This window comes from Vibrio cortegadensis, assembly GCF_024347395.1.
Taxonomy (GTDB): Bacteria; Pseudomonadota; Gammaproteobacteria; order Enterobacterales; family Vibrionaceae; genus Vibrio; species Vibrio cortegadensis.
The window spans coordinates 3,068,510-3,087,012 of the sequence record NZ_AP025472.1; the positions used below are offsets into that span (position 1 = coordinate 3,068,510).

At 44.0% G+C, this 18,503-nt stretch carries 18 protein-coding genes; 13 read left to right on the forward strand and 5 right to left on the reverse strand.

Going from position 1 to position 18,503, the window contains the following annotated elements:
- Both dprA and OCV39_RS14285 read right to left on the reverse strand, forming a co-directional pair.
- Entirely contained in the window at positions 1–1,101 is a 1,101-nt protein-coding gene (gene dprA, locus OCV39_RS14280) for a DNA-processing protein DprA (RefSeq protein ID WP_261888664.1), read from the reverse strand.
- Complete coding sequence (locus OCV39_RS14285) at positions 1,098–2,207, reverse strand: LysM peptidoglycan-binding domain-containing protein (protein ID WP_113798163.1); 1,110 nt, start codon at positions 2,205–2,207, stop codon at positions 1,098–1,100. The genes dprA and OCV39_RS14285 overlap by 4 nt, the downstream gene beginning before the upstream one ends.
- Positions 2,208–2,347: 140 nt before the next feature.
- On the opposite strand from OCV39_RS14285, the gene def reads away from it, so the two are divergent.
- The 6 genes from def (at position 2,348) to OCV39_RS14315 (ending at position 8,694) form a co-directional block, all read left to right on the forward strand.
- A complete protein-coding gene (gene def / locus OCV39_RS14290) occupies positions 2,348–2,860 on the forward strand; it encodes a peptide deformylase (RefSeq protein WP_017052851.1) in 513 nt (170 codons plus the stop codon).
- 16 nt (positions 2,861–2,876) lie between these two features.
- A complete protein-coding gene (gene fmt, locus OCV39_RS14295; protein WP_261888665.1) occupies positions 2,877–3,824 on the forward strand; it encodes a methionyl-tRNA formyltransferase in 948 nt (315 codons plus the stop codon).
- Positions 3,825–3,892: 68 nt separating this feature from the next.
- Entirely contained in the window at positions 3,893–5,176 is a 1,284-nt protein-coding gene (gene rsmB, locus OCV39_RS14300) for a 16S rRNA (cytosine(967)-C(5))-methyltransferase RsmB (protein WP_261888666.1), read from the forward strand.
- 137 nt (positions 5,177–5,313) lie between these two features.
- Entirely contained in the window at positions 5,314–6,690 is a 1,377-nt protein-coding gene (gene trkA, locus OCV39_RS14305) for a Trk system potassium transporter TrkA (protein WP_113798169.1), read from the forward strand.
- A gap of 10 nt (positions 6,691–6,700) precedes the next feature.
- Positions 6,701–8,146, forward strand: a complete 1,446-nt coding sequence (locus OCV39_RS14310; RefSeq protein ID WP_113798170.1) for a TrkH family potassium uptake protein — start codon at positions 6,701–6,703, stop codon at positions 8,144–8,146.
- A gap of 11 nt (positions 8,147–8,157) precedes the next feature.
- Positions 8,158–8,694 carry a DUF3157 family protein gene (locus tag OCV39_RS14315; RefSeq protein WP_113798172.1) on the forward strand — a complete coding sequence of 179 codons (537 nt, stop codon included), beginning with the start codon at positions 8,158–8,160 and terminating at the stop codon, positions 8,692–8,694.
- Positions 8,695–8,706: 12 nt separating this feature from the next.
- Here OCV39_RS14315 and trhA read toward each other — a convergent pair whose 3' ends face one another.
- Together trhA and OCV39_RS14325 are read right to left on the reverse strand one after the other, a co-directional pair.
- On the reverse strand, positions 8,707–9,360 hold the full coding sequence (gene trhA, locus OCV39_RS14320) for a PAQR family membrane homeostasis protein TrhA (protein ID WP_261888667.1): 654 nt from the start codon (positions 9,358–9,360) through the stop codon (positions 8,707–8,709).
- A 128-nt stretch (positions 9,361–9,488) separates the two neighbouring features.
- Positions 9,489–10,280, reverse strand: coding sequence for a sporulation protein (locus tag OCV39_RS14325; protein ID WP_261888668.1), 792 nt, complete (start codon positions 10,278–10,280; stop codon positions 9,489–9,491).
- A 326-nt stretch (positions 10,281–10,606) separates the two neighbouring features.
- Here OCV39_RS14325 and OCV39_RS14330 point away from each other — a divergent pair, with 326 nt between their 5' ends.
- The 5 genes from OCV39_RS14330 to OCV39_RS14350 all read left to right on the forward strand — a co-directional run bounded on the left by OCV39_RS14330 (position 10,607) and on the right by OCV39_RS14350 (position 14,488).
- Positions 10,607–10,774: a hypothetical protein gene (locus OCV39_RS14330; RefSeq protein WP_017051910.1), complete on the forward strand. Its 168-nt coding sequence runs from the start codon at positions 10,607–10,609 to the stop codon at positions 10,772–10,774.
- A 98-nt stretch (positions 10,775–10,872) separates the two neighbouring features.
- Positions 10,873–11,139, forward strand: coding sequence for a YihD family protein (locus OCV39_RS14335; protein ID WP_017051911.1), 267 nt, complete (start codon positions 10,873–10,875; stop codon positions 11,137–11,139).
- 247 nt (positions 11,140–11,386) lie between these two features.
- Positions 11,387–12,805 (forward strand): cytochrome c oxidase accessory protein CcoG, encoded by a 1,419-nt coding sequence (gene ccoG, locus OCV39_RS14340; protein ID WP_261888669.1) that lies wholly within the window; start codon positions 11,387–11,389, stop codon positions 12,803–12,805.
- A 48-nt stretch (positions 12,806–12,853) separates the two neighbouring features.
- Complete coding sequence (locus tag OCV39_RS14345) at positions 12,854–13,840, forward strand: serine/threonine protein kinase (RefSeq protein WP_017051913.1); 987 nt, start codon at positions 12,854–12,856, stop codon at positions 13,838–13,840.
- A gap of 48 nt (positions 13,841–13,888) precedes the next feature.
- Entirely contained in the window at positions 13,889–14,488 is a 600-nt protein-coding gene (locus OCV39_RS14350; RefSeq protein ID WP_136995910.1) for a thiol:disulfide interchange protein DsbA/DsbL, read from the forward strand.
- Between the two features lie 61 nt (positions 14,489–14,549).
- Here OCV39_RS14350 and OCV39_RS14355 read toward each other — a convergent pair whose 3' ends face one another.
- Positions 14,550–16,073 carry a YifB family Mg chelatase-like AAA ATPase gene (locus OCV39_RS14355; RefSeq protein WP_113798182.1) on the reverse strand — a complete coding sequence of 508 codons (1,524 nt, stop codon included), beginning with the start codon at positions 16,071–16,073 and terminating at the stop codon, positions 14,550–14,552.
- 495 nt (positions 16,074–16,568) lie between these two features.
- Here OCV39_RS14355 and ilvG point away from each other — a divergent pair, with 495 nt between their 5' ends.
- Entirely contained in the window at positions 16,569–18,215 is a 1,647-nt protein-coding gene (gene ilvG, locus OCV39_RS14360) for an acetolactate synthase 2 catalytic subunit (protein ID WP_017051916.1), read from the forward strand.
- Entirely contained in the window at positions 18,215–18,499 is a 285-nt protein-coding gene (gene ilvM / locus OCV39_RS14365; RefSeq protein ID WP_261888670.1) for an acetolactate synthase 2 small subunit, read from the forward strand. Before ilvG ends, ilvM begins: the two co-directional genes overlap by 1 nt.
- Positions 18,500–18,503 lie beyond the last annotated feature (4 nt).

An 18,503-nucleotide genomic window follows, 5' to 3' on the forward strand; every position in this document is an offset into this window, starting at 1 on the left:
CTAGCCCCTCCTCTTTCGAATATAGCCACCGGTTACTGCAACAACATGCCCTGAGAGCTCAAGCTCCAAAAGCTGCATCATGACCTCATGCACAGGTATATGGGTCCGCTGTGCCAAAATATCAACAGGAGTCACCTCTATTCCTACGTTAGCTAACAGAAGAGGAAATAGCAATTCTTCCTCTTCTTCCACCATGTCGAATAAATTTGGCTGATGATCTATAGACCAGTTTACCAGAGTTTCTATTTCAGAGAGAACATCTTGCGCACTTTGGACTAAACACGCTCCCGCTTTAATTAAGCTATTTCCGCCACGACTATTGGGGTTATGGATAGAGCCCGGCATAGCAAAAACATCACGCCCTTGCTCGTTTGCGTAACGAGCCGTAATAAGAGAACCACTTTTCTCTGCCGCCTCAACGACTAAGACCCCAACAGACAAGCCACTAATAATTCGATTACGCCGTGGGAAGTTTTCAGGCCTCGGCTTGGCACTAGGACGAAATTCTGAAACTAACGCCCCTTTATCGATAATTCTTTCAGCCAACTTCCTATGGCGAGCTGGATAAATATTATCAAGACCAGAGCCAAGTACAGCCACCGTTTCACCACTTCCTTCTAACGCTCCATCATGAGCGTAACCATCGATCCCCAATGCAAGCCCGCTAGTTACGATTAAGCCTTGATTAGAAAACTCTTTCGCAAACGACTTCGCGGTTTGTCGCCCTTCCAAGCTTGCATTTCGACTGCCAACCATTGCGATTTGAGGATCCCCCAAGCAACTAGAGTTACCTTTTACAAATAATACCGGCGGATGGGAGGGGATCTCTTTTAAAAGCGGTGGGTAATGTATATCGAGAGGAGTAATAATATGATGATTTTTTTGCTGAGCCCATTTTAAGCAAGGCTCAACATCTGAAAGAGCTTTGTGTTTTAAGTACTCTATCTGTTTTGTTTTGAACCCTATTGCCTGAAGGTTTTGAGGCTTATATTGAACAATGTTAACCAGTGAATCGATACTTCTTAATCTGGATAATCTCTTTTCTCCCAAATAGGGAGTGAAGCTCAACATCAACCACGCTTCGAGTTCTTGCTCCGTCACGATCCTGCATCTTCACTACTGATCGCAATAGTCACTGGCTTGATTGGTGAAATAGCAGAAATTTCTCGACCAATAGGCGTAGAGCTATCTGTTATCAGCCCTAAACTAAAATATTGATAAGGACGAATAACAATCAAGCGACCAACGGTGATATCAGGCAATTGAATAGCATCACTCTTTTCGCCCTCATAACTAAACTTACCTTCTTTGCTATGTACCATCGCTCCGGGTTTAATTAACTCAAACATACTTCCTTGACGTAAATTATCTTCCGTACCTTGATCCAGAATGATCACTTGGTTGTTTGCAGCATACTGGCTTCCCGCTATCGCTCCTAAAATATTGGCGAATGCACCTTGAGGAGCAGGTTGAGGGTGAAAGGTGGTGGATAACGTCATGGTTTCAATGCCAACTTCAGGTAACACCACATCATTAATCAATATTTCTTGTCGTTGAGAGGTCACCTGTAAACTACTAAACTCTTCATCACTGTCCACCAAAGTAGCCGCTGCCACTAAACGTAAAGATGTGATACTTACCTCTGGGCTTTCACGCTTATACTCTTCAACCTGACGGTAAATCCCCCACTCAGTATGACTGTGCTGACCATCAATAAATAAACGATCATTAGCGGTTAAAAACTTACGACCATCACTTGTTCCTAGCACCCTATGAGCATTATCAATGAGATCTTTTTCTACCAACCGATCCGATTGAAGGTAAGGAAGCACCAACTCTTCCGCAATAGTCGGTACCGCTTTCTTTTCAATCAAGCGAACCTTAGGGCTCAGAGTGACCATAGGTTTAAGACTTAACACTGGCTGACCATCTCTCCACGTTAACGTTAACCTATCTCCTGGATAAATTAGATGTGGATTTTCAATGTCAGGGTTTATCTGCCACAAGCGAGGCCATAACCATGGATTATCTAAATATAAAGCTGATATATCCCACAGCGTGTCACCTTTCACAACGATATAAGTTTGTGGTGCATTATCTCGAATCGTCAAAGGTGCTGGTATTGATTCACTTGCACTCGCAATATTAGAAATAGAGAACGACATTGACAGTAATGCGCCTGTAATACAGCGAAGAAATGAAGGCATAACTCCCGCTCCTTTAGAGTAATGAGTAATAGAGAATCGAATAATTGGTCTTAGGATGCTGTCATTTGCCCTCTAAAATGTCTAGAATTGAGCCAACAAGGTTTATGCTGTTTCGGCACAGTTCAACATTTAGAGTGTATATGTCTGTATTACAAGTATTAACATTCCCGGATGACCGCCTACGTACCGTGGCGAAACCGGTAGAGAAAGTTACCCCTGAGATCCAAAAGCTCGTCGATGACATGATTGAAACCATGTACGACGAAGAAGGTATCGGCTTAGCGGCGACGCAAGTTGATTTCCACCAACGTATTGTTGTGATTGATATTTCAGAAACTCGTGATGAACCAATGGTTCTGATCAACCCTGAAATCACCGAAAAACGCGGAGAAGATGGCATCGAAGAAGGTTGCCTTTCGGTTCCGGGCGCAAGAGGTTTAGTTCCTCGTGCGGCTGAAGTGAGCGTAAAAGCTCTCAATCGTGATGGCGAAGAGTTCACCTTCGACGCTGATGACTTACTGGCGATTTGTGTACAACACGAATTGGACCATTTAAAAGGCAAACTGTTTGTTGATTACCTTTCGCCTCTTAAACGCAAGCGCATCAAAGAAAAGTTAGAGAAAATTAAACGCTTTAACGAAAAACAAAAATAAATTAAGTGAGGTTACCTTGAGCCAGTCATTACGTATTGTGTTTGCAGGTACTCCGGACTTCGCCGCCCGTCATTTGGCGGCGTTGTTGTCTTCGGAGCATGAAGTTCTTGCGGTATATACCCAACCTGACCGCCCAGCAGGTCGTGGCAAAAAGCTGACCGCAAGCCCAGTAAAAAATATCGCCCTTGAACATAATATTCCGGTATACCAACCAGAAAACTTCAAAGCCGATGAAGCAAAACAGCAGCTTGCGGAGCTCAACGCCGATCTCATGGTTGTCGTGGCTTACGGTCTACTATTGCCACAAGTTGTGCTTGATACCCCGCGTCTAGGTTGTATCAACGTGCATGGCTCAATTTTACCTCGCTGGCGTGGTGCCGCACCGATTCAACGCTCAATCTGGGCGGGTGATAAAGAAACCGGTGTGACCATCATGCAAATGGATATTGGTTTAGATACTGGTGACATGCTCAGCATTGCCACTCTACCGATTGAAACGACAGACACCAGTGCCTCTATGTATGACAAGCTCGCGGATTTAGGTCCAGATGCACTTGTTCATTGCTTAGCGGACATCGCTTCCGGTAATGCTAAACCTGTCAAACAAGATGATGAGCTTGCCAACTACGCGAAAAAACTTAGCAAAGAAGAAGCTAAGATTGATTGGACGATGGATGCTCAAGCCATTGAACGTTGCGTTCGAGCCTTTAATCCTTGGCCGATGAGTCACTTCTCTGTTGCAGAAAATAGCATCAAAGTATGGCAAAGCCGTGTGGAACCTCAAACAACTGATAAACCGGCGGGAACCATACTTAAAGCCGATAAAACGGGTATTTATGTGGCAACTGGCAGTGGTGTGCTTGTTTTAGAGCAGCTACAAGTACCGGGGAAAAAAGCCATGTCGGTACAAGACATCTTAAACTCGCGTGCTGCTTGGTTTGAAGTGGGAAGCCAACTCAACTAATTCGGCAAGCAAGTTCGGCCAGTCGTTACTGGCCTTTATTTTTTTGATTCAACAATCGGGTATCCATCATGAATGTTCGCGCTGCAGCTGCAAATGTCCTGTTTCAAGTGGTCGATAAAGGCCATTCACTTTCACATGCTTTACCAGCAGCTCAGAAAACGATTAAACCTCGTGACCACGCTCTTCTTCAAGAGATCTGTTACGGAGCATTACGTTATTTACCACGTTTAGAAACCATTGCGAACGAGCTGATGGATAATTCGCTTAAAGGTAAAAAGCGAGTATTCCACCACTTAATTTTAGTGGGTATCTACCAATTAAGTTTTATGCGCATTCCTGCTCACGCTGCCGTTGGTGAAACCGTAGAAGGAACAGTAACCCTACGAGGTCCGAGCTTACGTGGCTTAATTAATGCCGTACTTCGTAGCTATTTACGCGAACAAGACCGCTTGGACGAACTGGCCGTTAGTCATAACGCAGGCAAATATTGCCACCCAAGCTGGATTTTAAAAATGCTTCAAGAGAGTTACCCAGAACAATGGGAATCCATCGTTGAAGCGAATAACAGTAAAGCACCAATGTGGCTACGAGTGAATCGTCAGCACCACACTCGTGATGAATACTTAGCACTGTTAAATAGCGAAAACATTGAATGCACACCGCACCCTCAAGCGGAAGATGCATTAAAATTAACGTCTCCTTGTGATGTCACTTTACTACCAGGTTTCACTAAAGGTTGGGTATCGGTTCAAGATGCTGCGGCTCAATTATCTGTCGATTACTTAGCACCACAAGACGGTGAGTTAATTTTAGATTGCTGCGCTGCACCTGGCGGCAAAACTGCGCATATTTTAGAGCGCACAAAGAACACTGAAGTGGTTGCCATTGACTGCGATGACCGCCGTTTGGATCGCGTGTATGACAACCTACAGCGTTTACAACTGCGTGCTGATGTTATCTGCGGAGATGCTCGCTACCCTGAAGAGTGGTGGCAAGGTGATCAATTCGACCGTATTTTGTTAGATGCACCTTGTTCAGCGACTGGCGTGATCCGTCGCCACCCTGATATTAAGTGGCTACGCAGAGCGTCTGATATTGAGGCTCTCGCACTGCTTCAAAGTGAAATCATGGATGCGATGTGGCGTGAACTTAAACCGGGCGGCACTATGGTGTACGCGACGTGTTCAATCACTCCACAAGAGAACAGCCAACAAGTAAAAGACTTCTTAGCGAGAACCGACAACGCACAACTGGTGGGTTCTGAAGTTGAAAACCCAGGACGCCAAATTCTTCCTGGTGAAGACGATATGGATGGTTTCTACTACGCCGTATTGGTTAAATCGCTCGCTTAAGCGTATAACATTGATTCGAGCAGCGCTTATAACTTGAAGCACTGCTCGTATTCATTATGAATGAGCACCTTAATTGCGCAGCTTTCTGATAATAGAAAAGACCGGCGCATAACTGAGTAAAACAAGAGAAGCAAAGTATGAAAATCATCATTCTTGGTGCTGGCCAAGTCGGTGGCACACTGGCAGAAAATCTCGTTGGCGAAAACAATGACATCACCATTGTCGACCGCAATGGTGATCGCCTTCGTGAACTGCAAGATAAATATGATTTACGAGTGGTGAATGGTTACGCCAGCCACCCAACAACTTTGCGGGAAGCCGGAGCACAAGATGCTGACATGTTGGTGGCTGTAACCAATATGGATGAAACCAACATGGCTGCGTGTCAGGTTGCCTTCTCTCTGTTTAACACACCGAACCGTATTGCCCGTATTCGCTCTCCGGAATACTTGGCAGAAAAAGAAGCGCTGTTTAAATCAGGCGCAATCCCGGTCGATCACCTTATAGCTCCAGAAGAACTCGTAACCAGTTATATTGAGCGTCTCATCCAATACCCTGGCGCCCTTCAAGTGGTGAGTTTTGCTGAACAGAAAGTCAGCTTGGTTGCGGTAAAAGCTTATTATGGTGGCCCTTTGGTGGGGAACGCTCTGTCTGCTTTACGTGGTCACATGCCTCATATTGATACTCGTGTTGCCGCGATTTTCCGTCAAGGACGTGCGATTCGACCTCAAGGAACCACCGTTATTGAAGCCGATGATGAAGTTTTCTTCGTTGCAGCAAGTAACCATATTCGTTCCGTTATGAGTGAACTTCAACGTTTAGAAAAGCCTTACCGCAGAATCATGATTGTCGGTGGTGGTAATATCGGTGCCAGTCTCGCTAAGCGTCTTGAACACAGCTACAGCGTTAAGTTGATTGAGCGCAACCATAAACGGGCTGAAAAGCTTTCTGAAGAGCTAGAGAATACGATTGTGTTCTGTGGTGATGCGGCAGACCAAGAGTTACTTACGGAAGAAAACATCGACCAAGTTGACGTTTTCATTGCCTTAACCAACGAAGATGAGACCAACATTATGTCTGCCATGCTCGCTAAGCGCATGGGGGCGAAAAAAGTAATGGTGCTGATTCAACGTGGAGCGTACGTAGACTTGGTTCAAGGTGGCGTTATCGATGTTGCGATCTCACCCCAGCAAGCGACGATTTCCGCACTACTTACCCACGTGCGTCGAGCCGATATTGTGAATGTATCATCACTGCGTCGCGGAGCCGCAGAAGCGATTGAAGCGATTGCCCACGGTGATGAAACCACCTCTAAAGTTGTCGGCCGCGCCGTCGGTGATATTAAACTTCCTCCAGGTACAACCATTGGTGCCATTGTTCGTGGCGAAGAAGTGCTCATCGCTCATGACAGAACGATGATCGAACAAGATGATCACGTCGTTATGTTCTTAGTCGATAAAAAGTATGTTGCAGATGTAGAGTCACTGTTCCAGCCGAGTCCGTTCTTCCTTTAGGTCACTAAAAATGGTCAATCTGCGTCCGATTATTTTTGTTATAGGGTTAGTGTTATCCAAGCTAGCCCTATTTATGTATATCCCAACACTTGTCGCGTTTTTTACCGGTACGGGTGGCTTTTTAGAGTTTGGTCAATCGGTTCTGATCACCCATTTAATGGCGTTTATCTGTTTAACCATTGGTCGCACCGCACACTTTAAATTAAGTGTTCGAGATATGTTTCTAATCACCTCTTTGGTTTGGACTATCGCCAGTGCCTTTGCTGCTCTGCCCTTCGTGTTCATCAACCACATCAGTTTTACTGACGCTTACTTTGAAACTATGTCAGGCATTACCACCACGGGTTCCACCGTTTTAAGTGGCTTAGACAGTATGGCTCCCAGCATTTTATTGTGGCGCTCAATCCTACAATGGTTGGGAGGTATAGGGTTTATCGTAATGGCGGTTGCCGTTCTGCCAATGCTGAACGTTGGGGGGATGAAGCTATTCCAAACGGAATCATCAGATTGGTCCGATAAAAGTAGCCCTCGCGCGAAAACTGTCGCCAAAAATATAGTTCTGGTCTACCTCGTATTGACAGTGTTGTGCCTACTGGGTTACTTAGCAACAGGCATGAACTTGTTTGATGCGATCAATCACTCTTTTACTACCCTTTCAACCGGTGGTTATTCAACATCTGATGGCTCAATGAATCACTTCTCAAACGGAGCTCATTGGGTTGCGACTCTATTTATGTATCTGGGTGGACTTCCTTTCTTGCTCTTTGTGACTGTGCTCAGCAAAAGAAAGCCACAAGCTCTGTATAAAGATGCACAAGTACGAGGCTTCACTTATCTGTTCTTAGGCTCAAGCTTCATTGTCGCCGCTTGGTTAATCATTCGAGATGGCTATGCGGTTTTAGACGCGCTAAGAGTATCCATGTTTAACATTGTATCGGTCGTGACCACTACAGGTTTTGGTTTAGAGGATTTCACCGCATGGGGCGCTCTGCCTAGCGTGTTATTTGCGTTCTTAATGATGGCAGGGGCTTGTTCAGGTTCGACATCTGGGGGCATTAAAATATTCCGCTTCCAAATTGCGATGACACTCCTGAATAAGCAGATAATGAAACTGATTCACCCATCTGGTGTCTTTGTTCAACGTTATAACCAAAGGCCAGTAAATGACGATATTGTTCGTTCCGTGGTCGCTTTCGGTTTAATGTTCTTCATTACCATTATTTTTATTGCTGCAGCTCTAAGCTCTATGGGGCTCGATCCTATCACCAGTATTTCAGGCTCAATTACTGCGGTCGCGAATGTTGGCCCAGGAATGGGGTCGGTTATTGGTCCAACGGGTAACTTTTCTCCTCTCCCTGATGCTGCAAAGTGGATACTCAGCTTTGGTATGCTGATGGGAAGACTTGAAATACTGACTATTTTAGTACTATTTTTTCCTGCCTTTTGGCGCCGTTAAAGAGGTTTACAATGAACAAATGGATAATGTTATTAAGCATATTTCTGAGCGGTAATGTGCTAGCCAATCAAATCGTCACACTGGAAAACGGACAACAAATTCAGCTGAATGATGATTTTACTTGGGAGTACTTATCTGCAAAAAGTGAGGAAACCACGGATGTTGTCGCGATCCCACTGGCTTCGAAAAAAGCAGGTACTCAATTCAAGGTTGGAGCAAATAAGCACATTCTTCAACTTTCTGATTCTGGTATAGATATTTTACTTCAGTCTGCCAGTTATGAGTCCGGCACGCTGATTATTCCAACCTCTATCACCAATCAAAGCTCTCAATCGATTGTATTGATTGATCTAGAAGTTGAAATATTAGACTCACAAGGTGTTTCTCTGCTTAAAACGGAAGTGGCTATCTGGAAATCAATCAAGCGTATTGCTGACACTTATCTAAGACCACAATCATCTGAGTCTGGTCGTAATTTAGTATTCGAAGTACCTCAACATACCGACTATCAAATCAATGTTAACGTGCTGAATGTCGAGTCTCGATAAACACATCAAGGCTTAAACAATTGGCACATAAAGATAGATAGCAAAGAAGTGACATACGCATCCACCTAGCACAAACAAATGCCAGATGGCATGGTTGTAAGGGATGCGTTTTGTTACATAGAAAATCACACCCAAAGAGTAAATCACGCCGCCTGCCGCCAGTAAAACTAAACCTCCCACAGCAATATTTAGCGCCAACTGGTAGATAACAATCATAGAAAGCCAACCCATGATCAAGTAGGTGATCAACGATGCGCGTTTAAATCGGTAAACAAATGCGATTTTCATAACAACGCCAATCAGCGCAATCGCCCAAATCACGCCCATTAATCCTATCGCTAGCGGTGTTCTTAATCCCACTAACAGGAATGGGGTATAACTGCCTGCGATCAGTAGATATATCGCGCAGTGATCTAACGTTTTGAAAAGGCGTTTCGTATTAGGGTTTGAAATGGAGTGATACAGTGTAGAGGCAAGGAAGAGTAAAATGATGCTACTACCGTAAACTGCCATGCTGGTTAAAGTCATGATGTCAGCGCCATGCTCGATGGCGTTATTGAGCAGTAAAACTGAACCCACAATACCAAAAAGGCAACCAATACCATGGGTGATCGCATTGGCTAACTCTTCAGTTGTACTGTAGGCCGTATTCGTTGGTTGATTCATAAGTTTTCCATGGTAGGACCATTATTTGATTCTACCAGTATGCCATATTAAGCTTACACGTGTAAGCTCAATATTTTACCAGTCAAAAGACTGTTTGCCAGAAAACGTCTAAATTGAATAATATCTGACTAACTGACCTGTTCTAGATACTCTAAAACGATCTTTCCAGCCTCGCTAACGGGTGTGTCTGCTGGGATCACGAGTTTACGTTTAAGTTCACCTAAACCCAGCAAGCTAGATAACATGCCACCAAATCCTTTTCGGTTTCTGTCTATCTCGAACCAAAGTTGCAATTGCTCAGCGTCTCGATAAGCCACAATCTCTAATTCACGCCAACGACCGTGGTAAGGGCCCGTTGTTGGTACAAATTCAAACTCTTGGACAAAAGGCATGGCGAAACCTTTAGCAGCTTCACACTCAACTTGTCGAATTCGTAACCCTTGCTCTTCCAACTCAGTGAAAATACCATCCATGATAGGATCGGGTCTCACTGTCAAAATATCTTTATCCGTAGGATCAATCGCCAGCGCGATATCTAACCCTGTCTCTAACCAAACTTTCGCATCACCAATGGTCACAGGCGTATTCCATGGGATATCAAGTTCAATCTCAAAATCTCGTTGCTCACCTGCACCAATAGTAAAAGAGTAAGGTAACGCCCAACTCGCAAGCGCATAACTCTGCTTCACTCGCTTGGTGCGTTGCTCGCGATTGTCGCCACCACCCACTTCGACTTCATCGATATATTGACAACAAAGTTTCAGGTCAATGTTATCTATCTCCTGAGGTGTCGAACCACCATAAACATGGATCACGACATTCACTTTTTGCCCAGGGAACAAGACTTCTTGCTGTAGAACAGAATCCACTTTTGCAGATCCAATACCAAAACTTGCTAAGGTTTTCTTCAAAAATGACATCAGCACTCTCCTTTCGCTTACCTTAATAGTACTCATGAAACTGACTGCAACTCAATTCATTTTACTTGATGATGAGGGTTCAAGGTGGCTGTTTTTTACTCAGCTGTCGATCCAGAACGAGTAAGGTGATATTCTGAATAATGATATGCATACATATCATTATTCCTGATTATTTATAGGATAGGCTTACGCCAGAAGAGTCACTCTTTTTTGAACATGATTACGAATGGTGCCTTGCACTTATGACTAACAAGCAAAGGGGAGCGACTCATAGATAATCGGGCCATTAAATTGGCAATGGAAATGCCTGGCTGTTAGGTATATTAATGCGCCCAACTCCTGTCAGGTTTTCGCACTCAAATCGTGGTGCGTCTCGTCGTCGTTGCAGCTTTGTCGCTGTGCCTTCGGCAAAAAAAGTAGCACCAACAATGACTTTAGTGGAAAAGACGGCACTTCATGCTTCTACTTCAGTAAAAGTCATTCAAGCTGCTTAATAAAAAGCGCAGTTTAATACTGCGCTTTTTCCTTATCTTATGCGGTGCATTTTGATACCTTTACTCAAAATCATTATAACTATTATGGAGAAAGCCCAATGAAGTGCCATCGTATAGAAGAGCTGATTGAATTAATCGAACCTGAATGGCAAAAAGATTCAGAAATGAACCTACTACAGTTCATTGTAAAATTAGCTCAAGAGGCAGGATACGAAGACAAAATCGAAGATCTAACCGATGACGTACTGATCTACCATCTTAAAATGCGTAACAGTGAAAAAGACGAAATGATCCCAGGTCTCAAAAAAGACCAAGAAGATGACTTTAAAACCGCAATCCTCAAAGCTCGCGGTATCATCAAATAAATCATCTAACAGTAATTAATGACTTTATTCAAAGCGGCCAGATGGTCGCTTTTTTTCTGTTCTACTCTTTTTCTACTGATCTGTAGTAACAAAGATTGTTAAAGGTTGATAGCCTTAAAAAAAAGTCACCAACATTGGCGCTATAATCGCCAACGAAAAAGCTCAATGAAACGCCACATAATAAAATGCAATGTCTAAGAGTGTGAATTAAATAAATCACACCTAAAGCCCAATAAGGATAGCTCCAATGAGTCAGGATAAGATCGATATCAAAGATGTGACTCCCAAAACCTTCAACCCAAAAACCCATAAAGGGAATGGCGATAGGTTTAACCCAAGTAATCGCATCTATGTTCGAGAAAGTAAAGGTTTCTTCCAACAACTACGCCGCTATGGTGGCTGGTTTCTATTGCTGCTTTTTGCACTAACACCATGGATCCCGTTTGGTGAACGCCAAGCAATTTTACTCGATATAGGTAACCAGCAATTTAATTTCTTTGGCACCACTCTTTATCCGCAAGATCTTACTCTGTTAGCTCTGCTATTTATGATAGCAGCGTTTGGCCTATTCTTTTTAACCACCTTTTTAGGCCGAGTATGGTGTGGCTATTTATGTCCTCAAACTGTTTGGACATTCATGTACATTTGGTTTGAAGAAAAATTGGAAGGTTCGGCGAATAAACGGCGCAAACAAGATTCCAATAAACCCACTTCAAACCTCATTATGCGAAAAGCCGTTAAGCACTTAGCTTGGATAGGTATCGCGTTACTAACAGGCTTAACCTTTGTCGGCTATTTTGTACCAGTCAAAGATTTGGTGATTGATTTCTTTACCTTTAACGCCAGCTTTTGGCCTGCATTCTGGGTCATCTTTTTTGCGGCATGTACTTATGGCAACGCAGGTTGGATGCGATCCATTGTTTGCCTTCACATGTGTCCATACGCTCGTTTCCAATCAGCTATGTTTGATAAAGATACGTTTATCGTCGGTTACGACACTAAACGTGGTGAAAACCGTGGCCCTCGCTCACGCAAAGCCGATCCGAAAGCATTAGGATTGGGCGACTGTATTGATTGTGATTTATGTGTTCAGGTATGTCCGACAGGTATTGATATTCGTGATGGTCTGCAATATGAATGCATCAACTGTGGTGCTTGTATTGATGCATGTAATAAAACCATGGATCGAATGGGTTACCAACAAGGTCTGATTAATTACACCACTGAACACCGCTTATCTGGTAATCATACTAAGGTCATGCGACCGAAACTATTAGGTTATGGCGGCATTTTAGTATTAATGATTGGCCTCTTCTTTGTTCAAGTCGCCAGTGTTGCACCGGTTGGCTTAAGTGTACTGAAAGATAGAAACCAGTTAGTCAGAGTCAATAGCCAAGGTTTCTTTGAAAACACTTATACCTTAAAAGTCATTAATAAAACTCAGCAGACCCAAAGCTATGATTTAGAGGTAACAGGATTGCCAGGTGCTATTTGGTATGGCAACCAAACTGTCACCGTTGAGCCAGGGGAAGTACTGAACTTACCGATGAGCTTAGGGATTGATCCTGAAAAAATCAGCTCTCCAGTTTCAAAGATTCAGTTTATACTCACAGACAGTGACCAGTTTACAGTTGAAGTGGAAAGCCGCTTTATAAAAAAACTGTAACCCTTAATTTTTAATGGAAAAAGGCTCAGTAATGAGCCTTTTTTATTTATGACTGAGCAAAATTTTAACTTCAATGCCCTAACGCCTGACTTCATGTGGTACGCACTAGAGAGTATCGGCGTCCGCGCAGAATCAGGCTTGCTGGCTTTAAATAGCTATGAAAATAGAGTCTACCAATTTGTTGATGAAGACAAAAAACGCTACGTCGTAAAGTTTTATCGACCTGAGCGTTGGAGTTCACTACAAATTCAAGAAGAGCATGACTTCACCCTAGAATTGGTTGAACAAGAGATCCCTGTCGCTGCGCCATTACGTATCAATGGACAGACGCTACATTTTTATAAAGGCTACACATTCGCACTGTTTTCTAGTGTTGGCGGGCGTCAGTATGAGGTCGATAACTTAGATCAACTTGAAGGTGTGGGCCGATTTTTGGGTCGCATTCATAAAGTAAGTTCACAAAAACTATTTCAACACCGACCAACCATTAGCCTTGAAGAGTACTTATACCAGCCAAGAAAACTTCTACAGCAATCGACCTTTATCCCCTCTCATCTAGAGTCGGCTTTTTTTAATGATCTTGATCTGCTGATTAATTTACTCGAACAACATTGGAGCGACGATTCACAAATCATTCGCCTGCATGGCGACTGTCATCCCGGCAACATTCTATGGCGTGATGGCCCCATGTTTGTCGATTTAGATGACGCGAGAAATGGCCCAGCAGTACAAGATTTATGGATGTTAATGAATGGCGAGCGCCAAGATAAACTCGTTCAACTGGATATCATCTTAGAAGGCTATCAAGAGTTTTGTGACTTTAACCCTACAGAATTGAAACTTATTGAACCATTACGTGGTCTACGAATGGTGCACTACATGGCATGGTTAGCAAAAAGATGGCATGATCCTGCTTTCCCACTCGCCTTCCCTTGGTTTAACGATCCTAAATATTGGGAAAGCCAAGTGTTAGGATTTAAAGAACAAATTGCGGCGCTCAACGAAGCTCCTCTTTCACTTATGCCGCAGTGGTAATACATTCGATCCCTCACTTAAAGGGACTTACTATAATGGAGAACAACAATGAAGAAGCTACTCGCACTTGCAGCAACTCTACTACTGAGCCTATCCGCTCATGCTGCTCAATTTAGTGAAGGCGAACATTACAAAGTATTGGATCTTGAAGCTTCCAAAAAGCCTGTCGTAAATGAGTTTTTCTCTTTTTACTGCCCACACTGCAATAGCTTTGAACCTATTATTGAGCAATTGAAAACCAAACTTCCAGAAGGCGTGAAACTGAATAAAAATCACGTATCTTTCATGGGTGGCCCGATGGGTAAATCAATGAGTAAAGCTTACTCAACCATGATCGCTCTAAAAGTCGAAGATAAGATGGTTCCGATTTTATTCAATCGAATCCACAACATGCGTAAAGCACCGAAAGACGACGCTGAATTACGTCAAATTTTCCTTGATGAAGGCATTGATGCAGCAAAATATGACGCAGCGTTCAACGGCTTTGCTGTCGATTCAATGGTTCGTCGTTCAGACAAAGCCTTTAAAGACAGTGGACTTACAGGCGTTCCAGCAGTCATTGTGAATAACCGTTACCTTGTGGAAGCACAAAGCATTCAGAGCCTTGATGAGTACTTTGAACTGGTGAACTTCTTACTGAAAAAGTAATTCATGATAAAAGGGAGCCTCGTTATCGGCTCCCTTTTTACAAACCTACTCCGTAAAAACGTTATACCGCCTGTGCTGTCAATTGTTTCAATAACCTATCCATAGAGCGATAACCTAACGCTTCCGCTAAATGCTTCTTCTCAATACTTTCAACGCCTTCAAGATCCGCAATCGTCCGCGCCACTTTAATGATTTTATGGTAAGCACGAATCGATAAACCTAACCGATGCAGTGCATTCTCCAAAAACTCAGAATCTTGTTTCATTAAAGGGCAAAACTGCTCAATTTCACGACTGCCTAATAATGAGTTAACCTTTCCATTTCGGGCCTGCATTCGTTCTCTTGCAATCAAAACTCTCTCTTTTACAACTTGTGTGGCTTCACCTCGATCGCCACCTTCAGATAGCATTCCTTTCGGTAATAAAGGGATTTCAAGTGACATATCAAAACGATCCAACAGTGGCCCTGATAACCGATTTAAATAGCGCAAAATAATCTGTGGATTCGTTCGTGATTGCTCACCTTCGTAATACCCTGTTGGACTCGGGTTCAATGCACCGACTAATTGAAAACGGGCTGGAAATCGAGTTTTCCCCGCAGCACGAGAGATGATGATCTCTCCAGATTCAAGCGGTTCCCGTAACGAATCCAGCACCTTACGTTCAAATTCCGGCATTTCATCCAAAAACAGCAAACCATTATGTGCTAATGATATTTCACCTGGCCGTGGTATCGATCCCCCTCCCACCAGCGCCGCCATCGAACTCGAATGGTGCGGTGAACGAAAAGGCCGCTGTTTCCAGTTATGTTGATTGATCTCCTGCTGAGTCAACGACGCGACCGAAGCGGTATCCATAGCCTCAGCCTCACTCATCTCAGGTAACAAATCACATAACCGAGAGGCGAGCATAGTTTTTCCTGTACCGGGAGGCCCAAGAAAAAGCAAATTATGATTGCCAGCCGCCGCGATCTCTAACGCTCTTTTCCCCTGTTGCTGACCAATAATATCCTGTAAATCCCGCTCTAAAGGCTTGTGAACATGAATCGATGGCGTTTGAAATAGACTAAGAGTCTGTTGCCCGCATAAGTCAGCACATACTTCGAGTAAACTCTGTGCGGATTTATGGTTATCCTTGCCAACCAAAGCCGCTTGATCGCCATTTTCATGCGGAACCACCAAACACCGTTGTTGCCGGTTTGCGGCTAACGCGGCAGGTAGAACACCTTTTACCGCGCGTAATTCACCAGATAATGCCAACTCTCCAATAAACTCACACCCTTCTAATTTCGTTAGTGCTATTTGCTGAGATGCAGCCAATATCCCAAGCGCAATAGGCAGATCAAATCGCCCTCCCTCTTTAGGCAAGTCCGCTGGAGCCAAGTTAACGGTGATCCGCTTGGCTGGAAACTCAAATTTAGAGTTAATGATCGCACTGCGTACCCGATCCCGAGACTCTTTAACCGTGGTTTCAGGTAACCCAACCAAAGCAAAACCGGGCATCCCATTACTAATATGTACTTCTATCGTGACTTCGGGTGCTTCCACCCCAACGCTGGCCCGACTATGAATAATCGCTAATCCCATGAGCATTCCTAAGTGGCGGAGTTACAAGAATTTATCCTCAATAAAGAGCGTAAACTCACTTCAATAAGATGTTATATAGCGTGTTTGTATTAGTAGGAAATGTGAAAAAAGTATGAGTTTTTTCTTGTCACGTAGCAGATTTGTATGATAACACTAGAGACGCAAACCATTTCGTAAGACATTACGTAACAAAAATAAGAGATGTATGAAATTTAACGCCCGCACTTACGCACTGATTAACCTGATTATCGTGGTCATTATTAAGACCGCGCGGGGGCGAGTGGGCAGAAAATAACCACAAGATTTTACAAACCCTCGCACTGAAAAGTCCGGGGGTTTTTTCTAATTTATAGACCTAAAATTACACTTTATAACTCAAGAAAATATCACTCAATACGATATTCAGACAGATCGATGACAGGAAGAATGGGAGCACAAGATGTGCAGTCAAAATGGATTAAGCTACCAACCAAAAAGTAGCACAGGAGGATTACGATGAGAGGTGCAGATTTAGTCGTATCCGCATTAAAACAACAGGGCATTAAAACCATTTTCGGTTACCCCGGTGGGGCCATTATGCCCATTTATGATGCACTCTATGATGGCGGCGTGGAGCATATCCTTTGTCGTCACGAACAAGGCGCAGCAATGGCGGCTATCGGTATGGCTCGTGCCACACAAGATGTCGCGGTATGCATGGCGACCTCTGGCCCGGGTGCAACGAACCTCGTCACCGGCCTCGCCGATGCTTTCCTTGATTCAATTCCTCTTGTCGCTATTACCGGACAAGTTGCTAGCTCTCATATTGGCACCGATGCATTCCAAGAGATGGACGTCATTGGAATGTCTTTAGCTTGTACCAAACATAGCTACCTTGTGACTCATATTGACGATCTCGCACCGACACTCTCTGAAGCGTTTGAAGTCGCAAAAACAGGCCGCCCTGGCCCTGTTATTGTCGATATCGCAAAAGATGTACAGCTTGCCGAAGCTCCTGTTTCTGTCATTCCTCCATTTGTGCCACCAGCAATGCCCGTTGCAAGCGAAGCCTCACTTCAACAAGCTCAAGCACTGTTAGCCGCCAGCACGCGCCCTGTACTGTATGTCGGTGGCGGTGTTCAACTTGGCAAAGCCACTGAATCAGTGCGCGAGTTTTTACGCTTAAACCCAATGCCATCGGTCAGCACACTGAAAGGATTAGGTACGGTTGAGCGTCATGACCCGCACTTTTTAGGCATGCTAGGGATGCATGGAACCAAAGCGGCAAACTTAGTGGTTCAAGAGTCTGATCTGCTGATCGTCGTCGGCGCAAGGTTTGATGACCGTGTGACAGGCAAACTTGATACTTTTGCGCCACATGCAAAAGTCATCCATATCGATATTGATGCCGCAGAGTTCAATAAATTGCGTGTTGCCAATGCGTCATTGCGCGGCGATATCAACTTGATCCTTCCACAGTTAGAGCTATCACAAGATATTAGCCCTTGGGTACATCACTCAGAAAGCTTACGTTCAGGCTTTAAGTGGCGTTATGACCATCCTGGCGATCTGATTTTTGCTCCATTAATGCTTAAACAGCTATCGGATATGATGCCGGAAAATTCAATCATCTCGACCGATGTTGGACAGCACCAAATGTGGGCAGCGCAACATACTCAACCTCGTGAACCACAAAATTTCATTACATCCGCAGGTCTTGGCACCATGGGCTTTGGCCTACCTGCAGCGATGGGCGCAAGTGTTGCTCGACCAGATGACCAATCCATTCTCATCTCTGGTGATGGCTCGTTCATGATGAATGTGCAGGAGTTAGGTACGCTGAAACGCCGCCAGATCCCCGTAAAAATCGTACTGATCAACAACCAACGATTAGGCATGGTACGCCAATGGCAATCACTCTTTTTTGATGGCCGCCATAGCGAAACGATCTTAGATGACAACCCTGATTTCGTTATGCTTGCCAAGGCTTTTGATATCCCAGGAAAAACCATTACTCGTAAAGAAGAAGTCGAGCCCGCGCTAAAAGAGATGCTAGAAAGTAAGACAGCTTACATGCTGCATGTTCTTATTTCTGAAGAAGAAAATGTATGGCCGCTGGTTCCACCGGGCGCATCAAACAGTGACATGTTGGAGAACACCTAATGGAAAGGTACTTATTAGATATCAAAGCCGATGATAAGCCCGTATTGCTTGAGCGTGTATTACGTGTGATCCGCCACCGTGGTTTCATCATCAAACAAGTTGCTGCGACACAAAACCATGAAAGCAAAGTGGCTAGCATCGAAATTATTGTCGACAGTGACCGCCCTATCTCTTTCTTAGTGAATCAAATCGAGAAGCTATGGGACATCAAAAATGTTGATGTGATCACGATTAGTAAGAACGAATTGCCAAACAATAATTTACAACAGAGCATTAATGCATAAGGAC

Coding starts and splice junctions, on each gene's coding strand:
- OCV39_RS14285 (WP_113798163.1), bottom strand. CDS start 2,207: ATGCCTTCATTTCTTCGCTGTATTACAGGCGCATTACTGTCAATGTCG.
- def (WP_017052851.1), top strand. CDS start 2,348: ATGTCTGTATTACAAGTATTAACATTCCCGGATGACCGCCTACGTACC.
- rsmB (WP_261888666.1), top strand. CDS start 3,893: ATGAATGTTCGCGCTGCAGCTGCAAATGTCCTGTTTCAAGTGGTCGAT.
- trkA (WP_113798169.1), top strand. CDS start 5,314: ATGAAAATCATCATTCTTGGTGCTGGCCAAGTCGGTGGCACACTGGCA.
- OCV39_RS14310 (WP_113798170.1), top strand. CDS start 6,701: ATGGTCAATCTGCGTCCGATTATTTTTGTTATAGGGTTAGTGTTATCC.
- OCV39_RS14315 (WP_113798172.1), top strand. CDS start 8,158: ATGAACAAATGGATAATGTTATTAAGCATATTTCTGAGCGGTAATGTG.
- trhA (WP_261888667.1), bottom strand. CDS start 9,360: ATGAATCAACCAACGAATACGGCCTACAGTACAACTGAAGAGTTAGCC.
- OCV39_RS14325 (WP_261888668.1), bottom strand. CDS start 10,280: ATGTCATTTTTGAAGAAAACCTTAGCAAGTTTTGGTATTGGATCTGCA.
- OCV39_RS14330 (WP_017051910.1), top strand. CDS start 10,607: ATGCGCCCAACTCCTGTCAGGTTTTCGCACTCAAATCGTGGTGCGTCT.
- OCV39_RS14335 (WP_017051911.1), top strand. CDS start 10,873: ATGAAGTGCCATCGTATAGAAGAGCTGATTGAATTAATCGAACCTGAA.
- ccoG (WP_261888669.1), top strand. CDS start 11,387: ATGAGTCAGGATAAGATCGATATCAAAGATGTGACTCCCAAAACCTTC.
- OCV39_RS14345 (WP_017051913.1), top strand. CDS start 12,854: ATGACTGAGCAAAATTTTAACTTCAATGCCCTAACGCCTGACTTCATG.
- OCV39_RS14350 (WP_136995910.1), top strand. CDS start 13,889: ATGAAGAAGCTACTCGCACTTGCAGCAACTCTACTACTGAGCCTATCC.
- OCV39_RS14355 (WP_113798182.1), bottom strand. CDS start 16,073: ATGGGATTAGCGATTATTCATAGTCGGGCCAGCGTTGGGGTGGAAGCA.
- ilvG (WP_017051916.1), top strand. CDS start 16,569: ATGAGAGGTGCAGATTTAGTCGTATCCGCATTAAAACAACAGGGCATT.
- ilvM (WP_261888670.1), top strand. CDS start 18,215: ATGGAAAGGTACTTATTAGATATCAAAGCCGATGATAAGCCCGTATTG.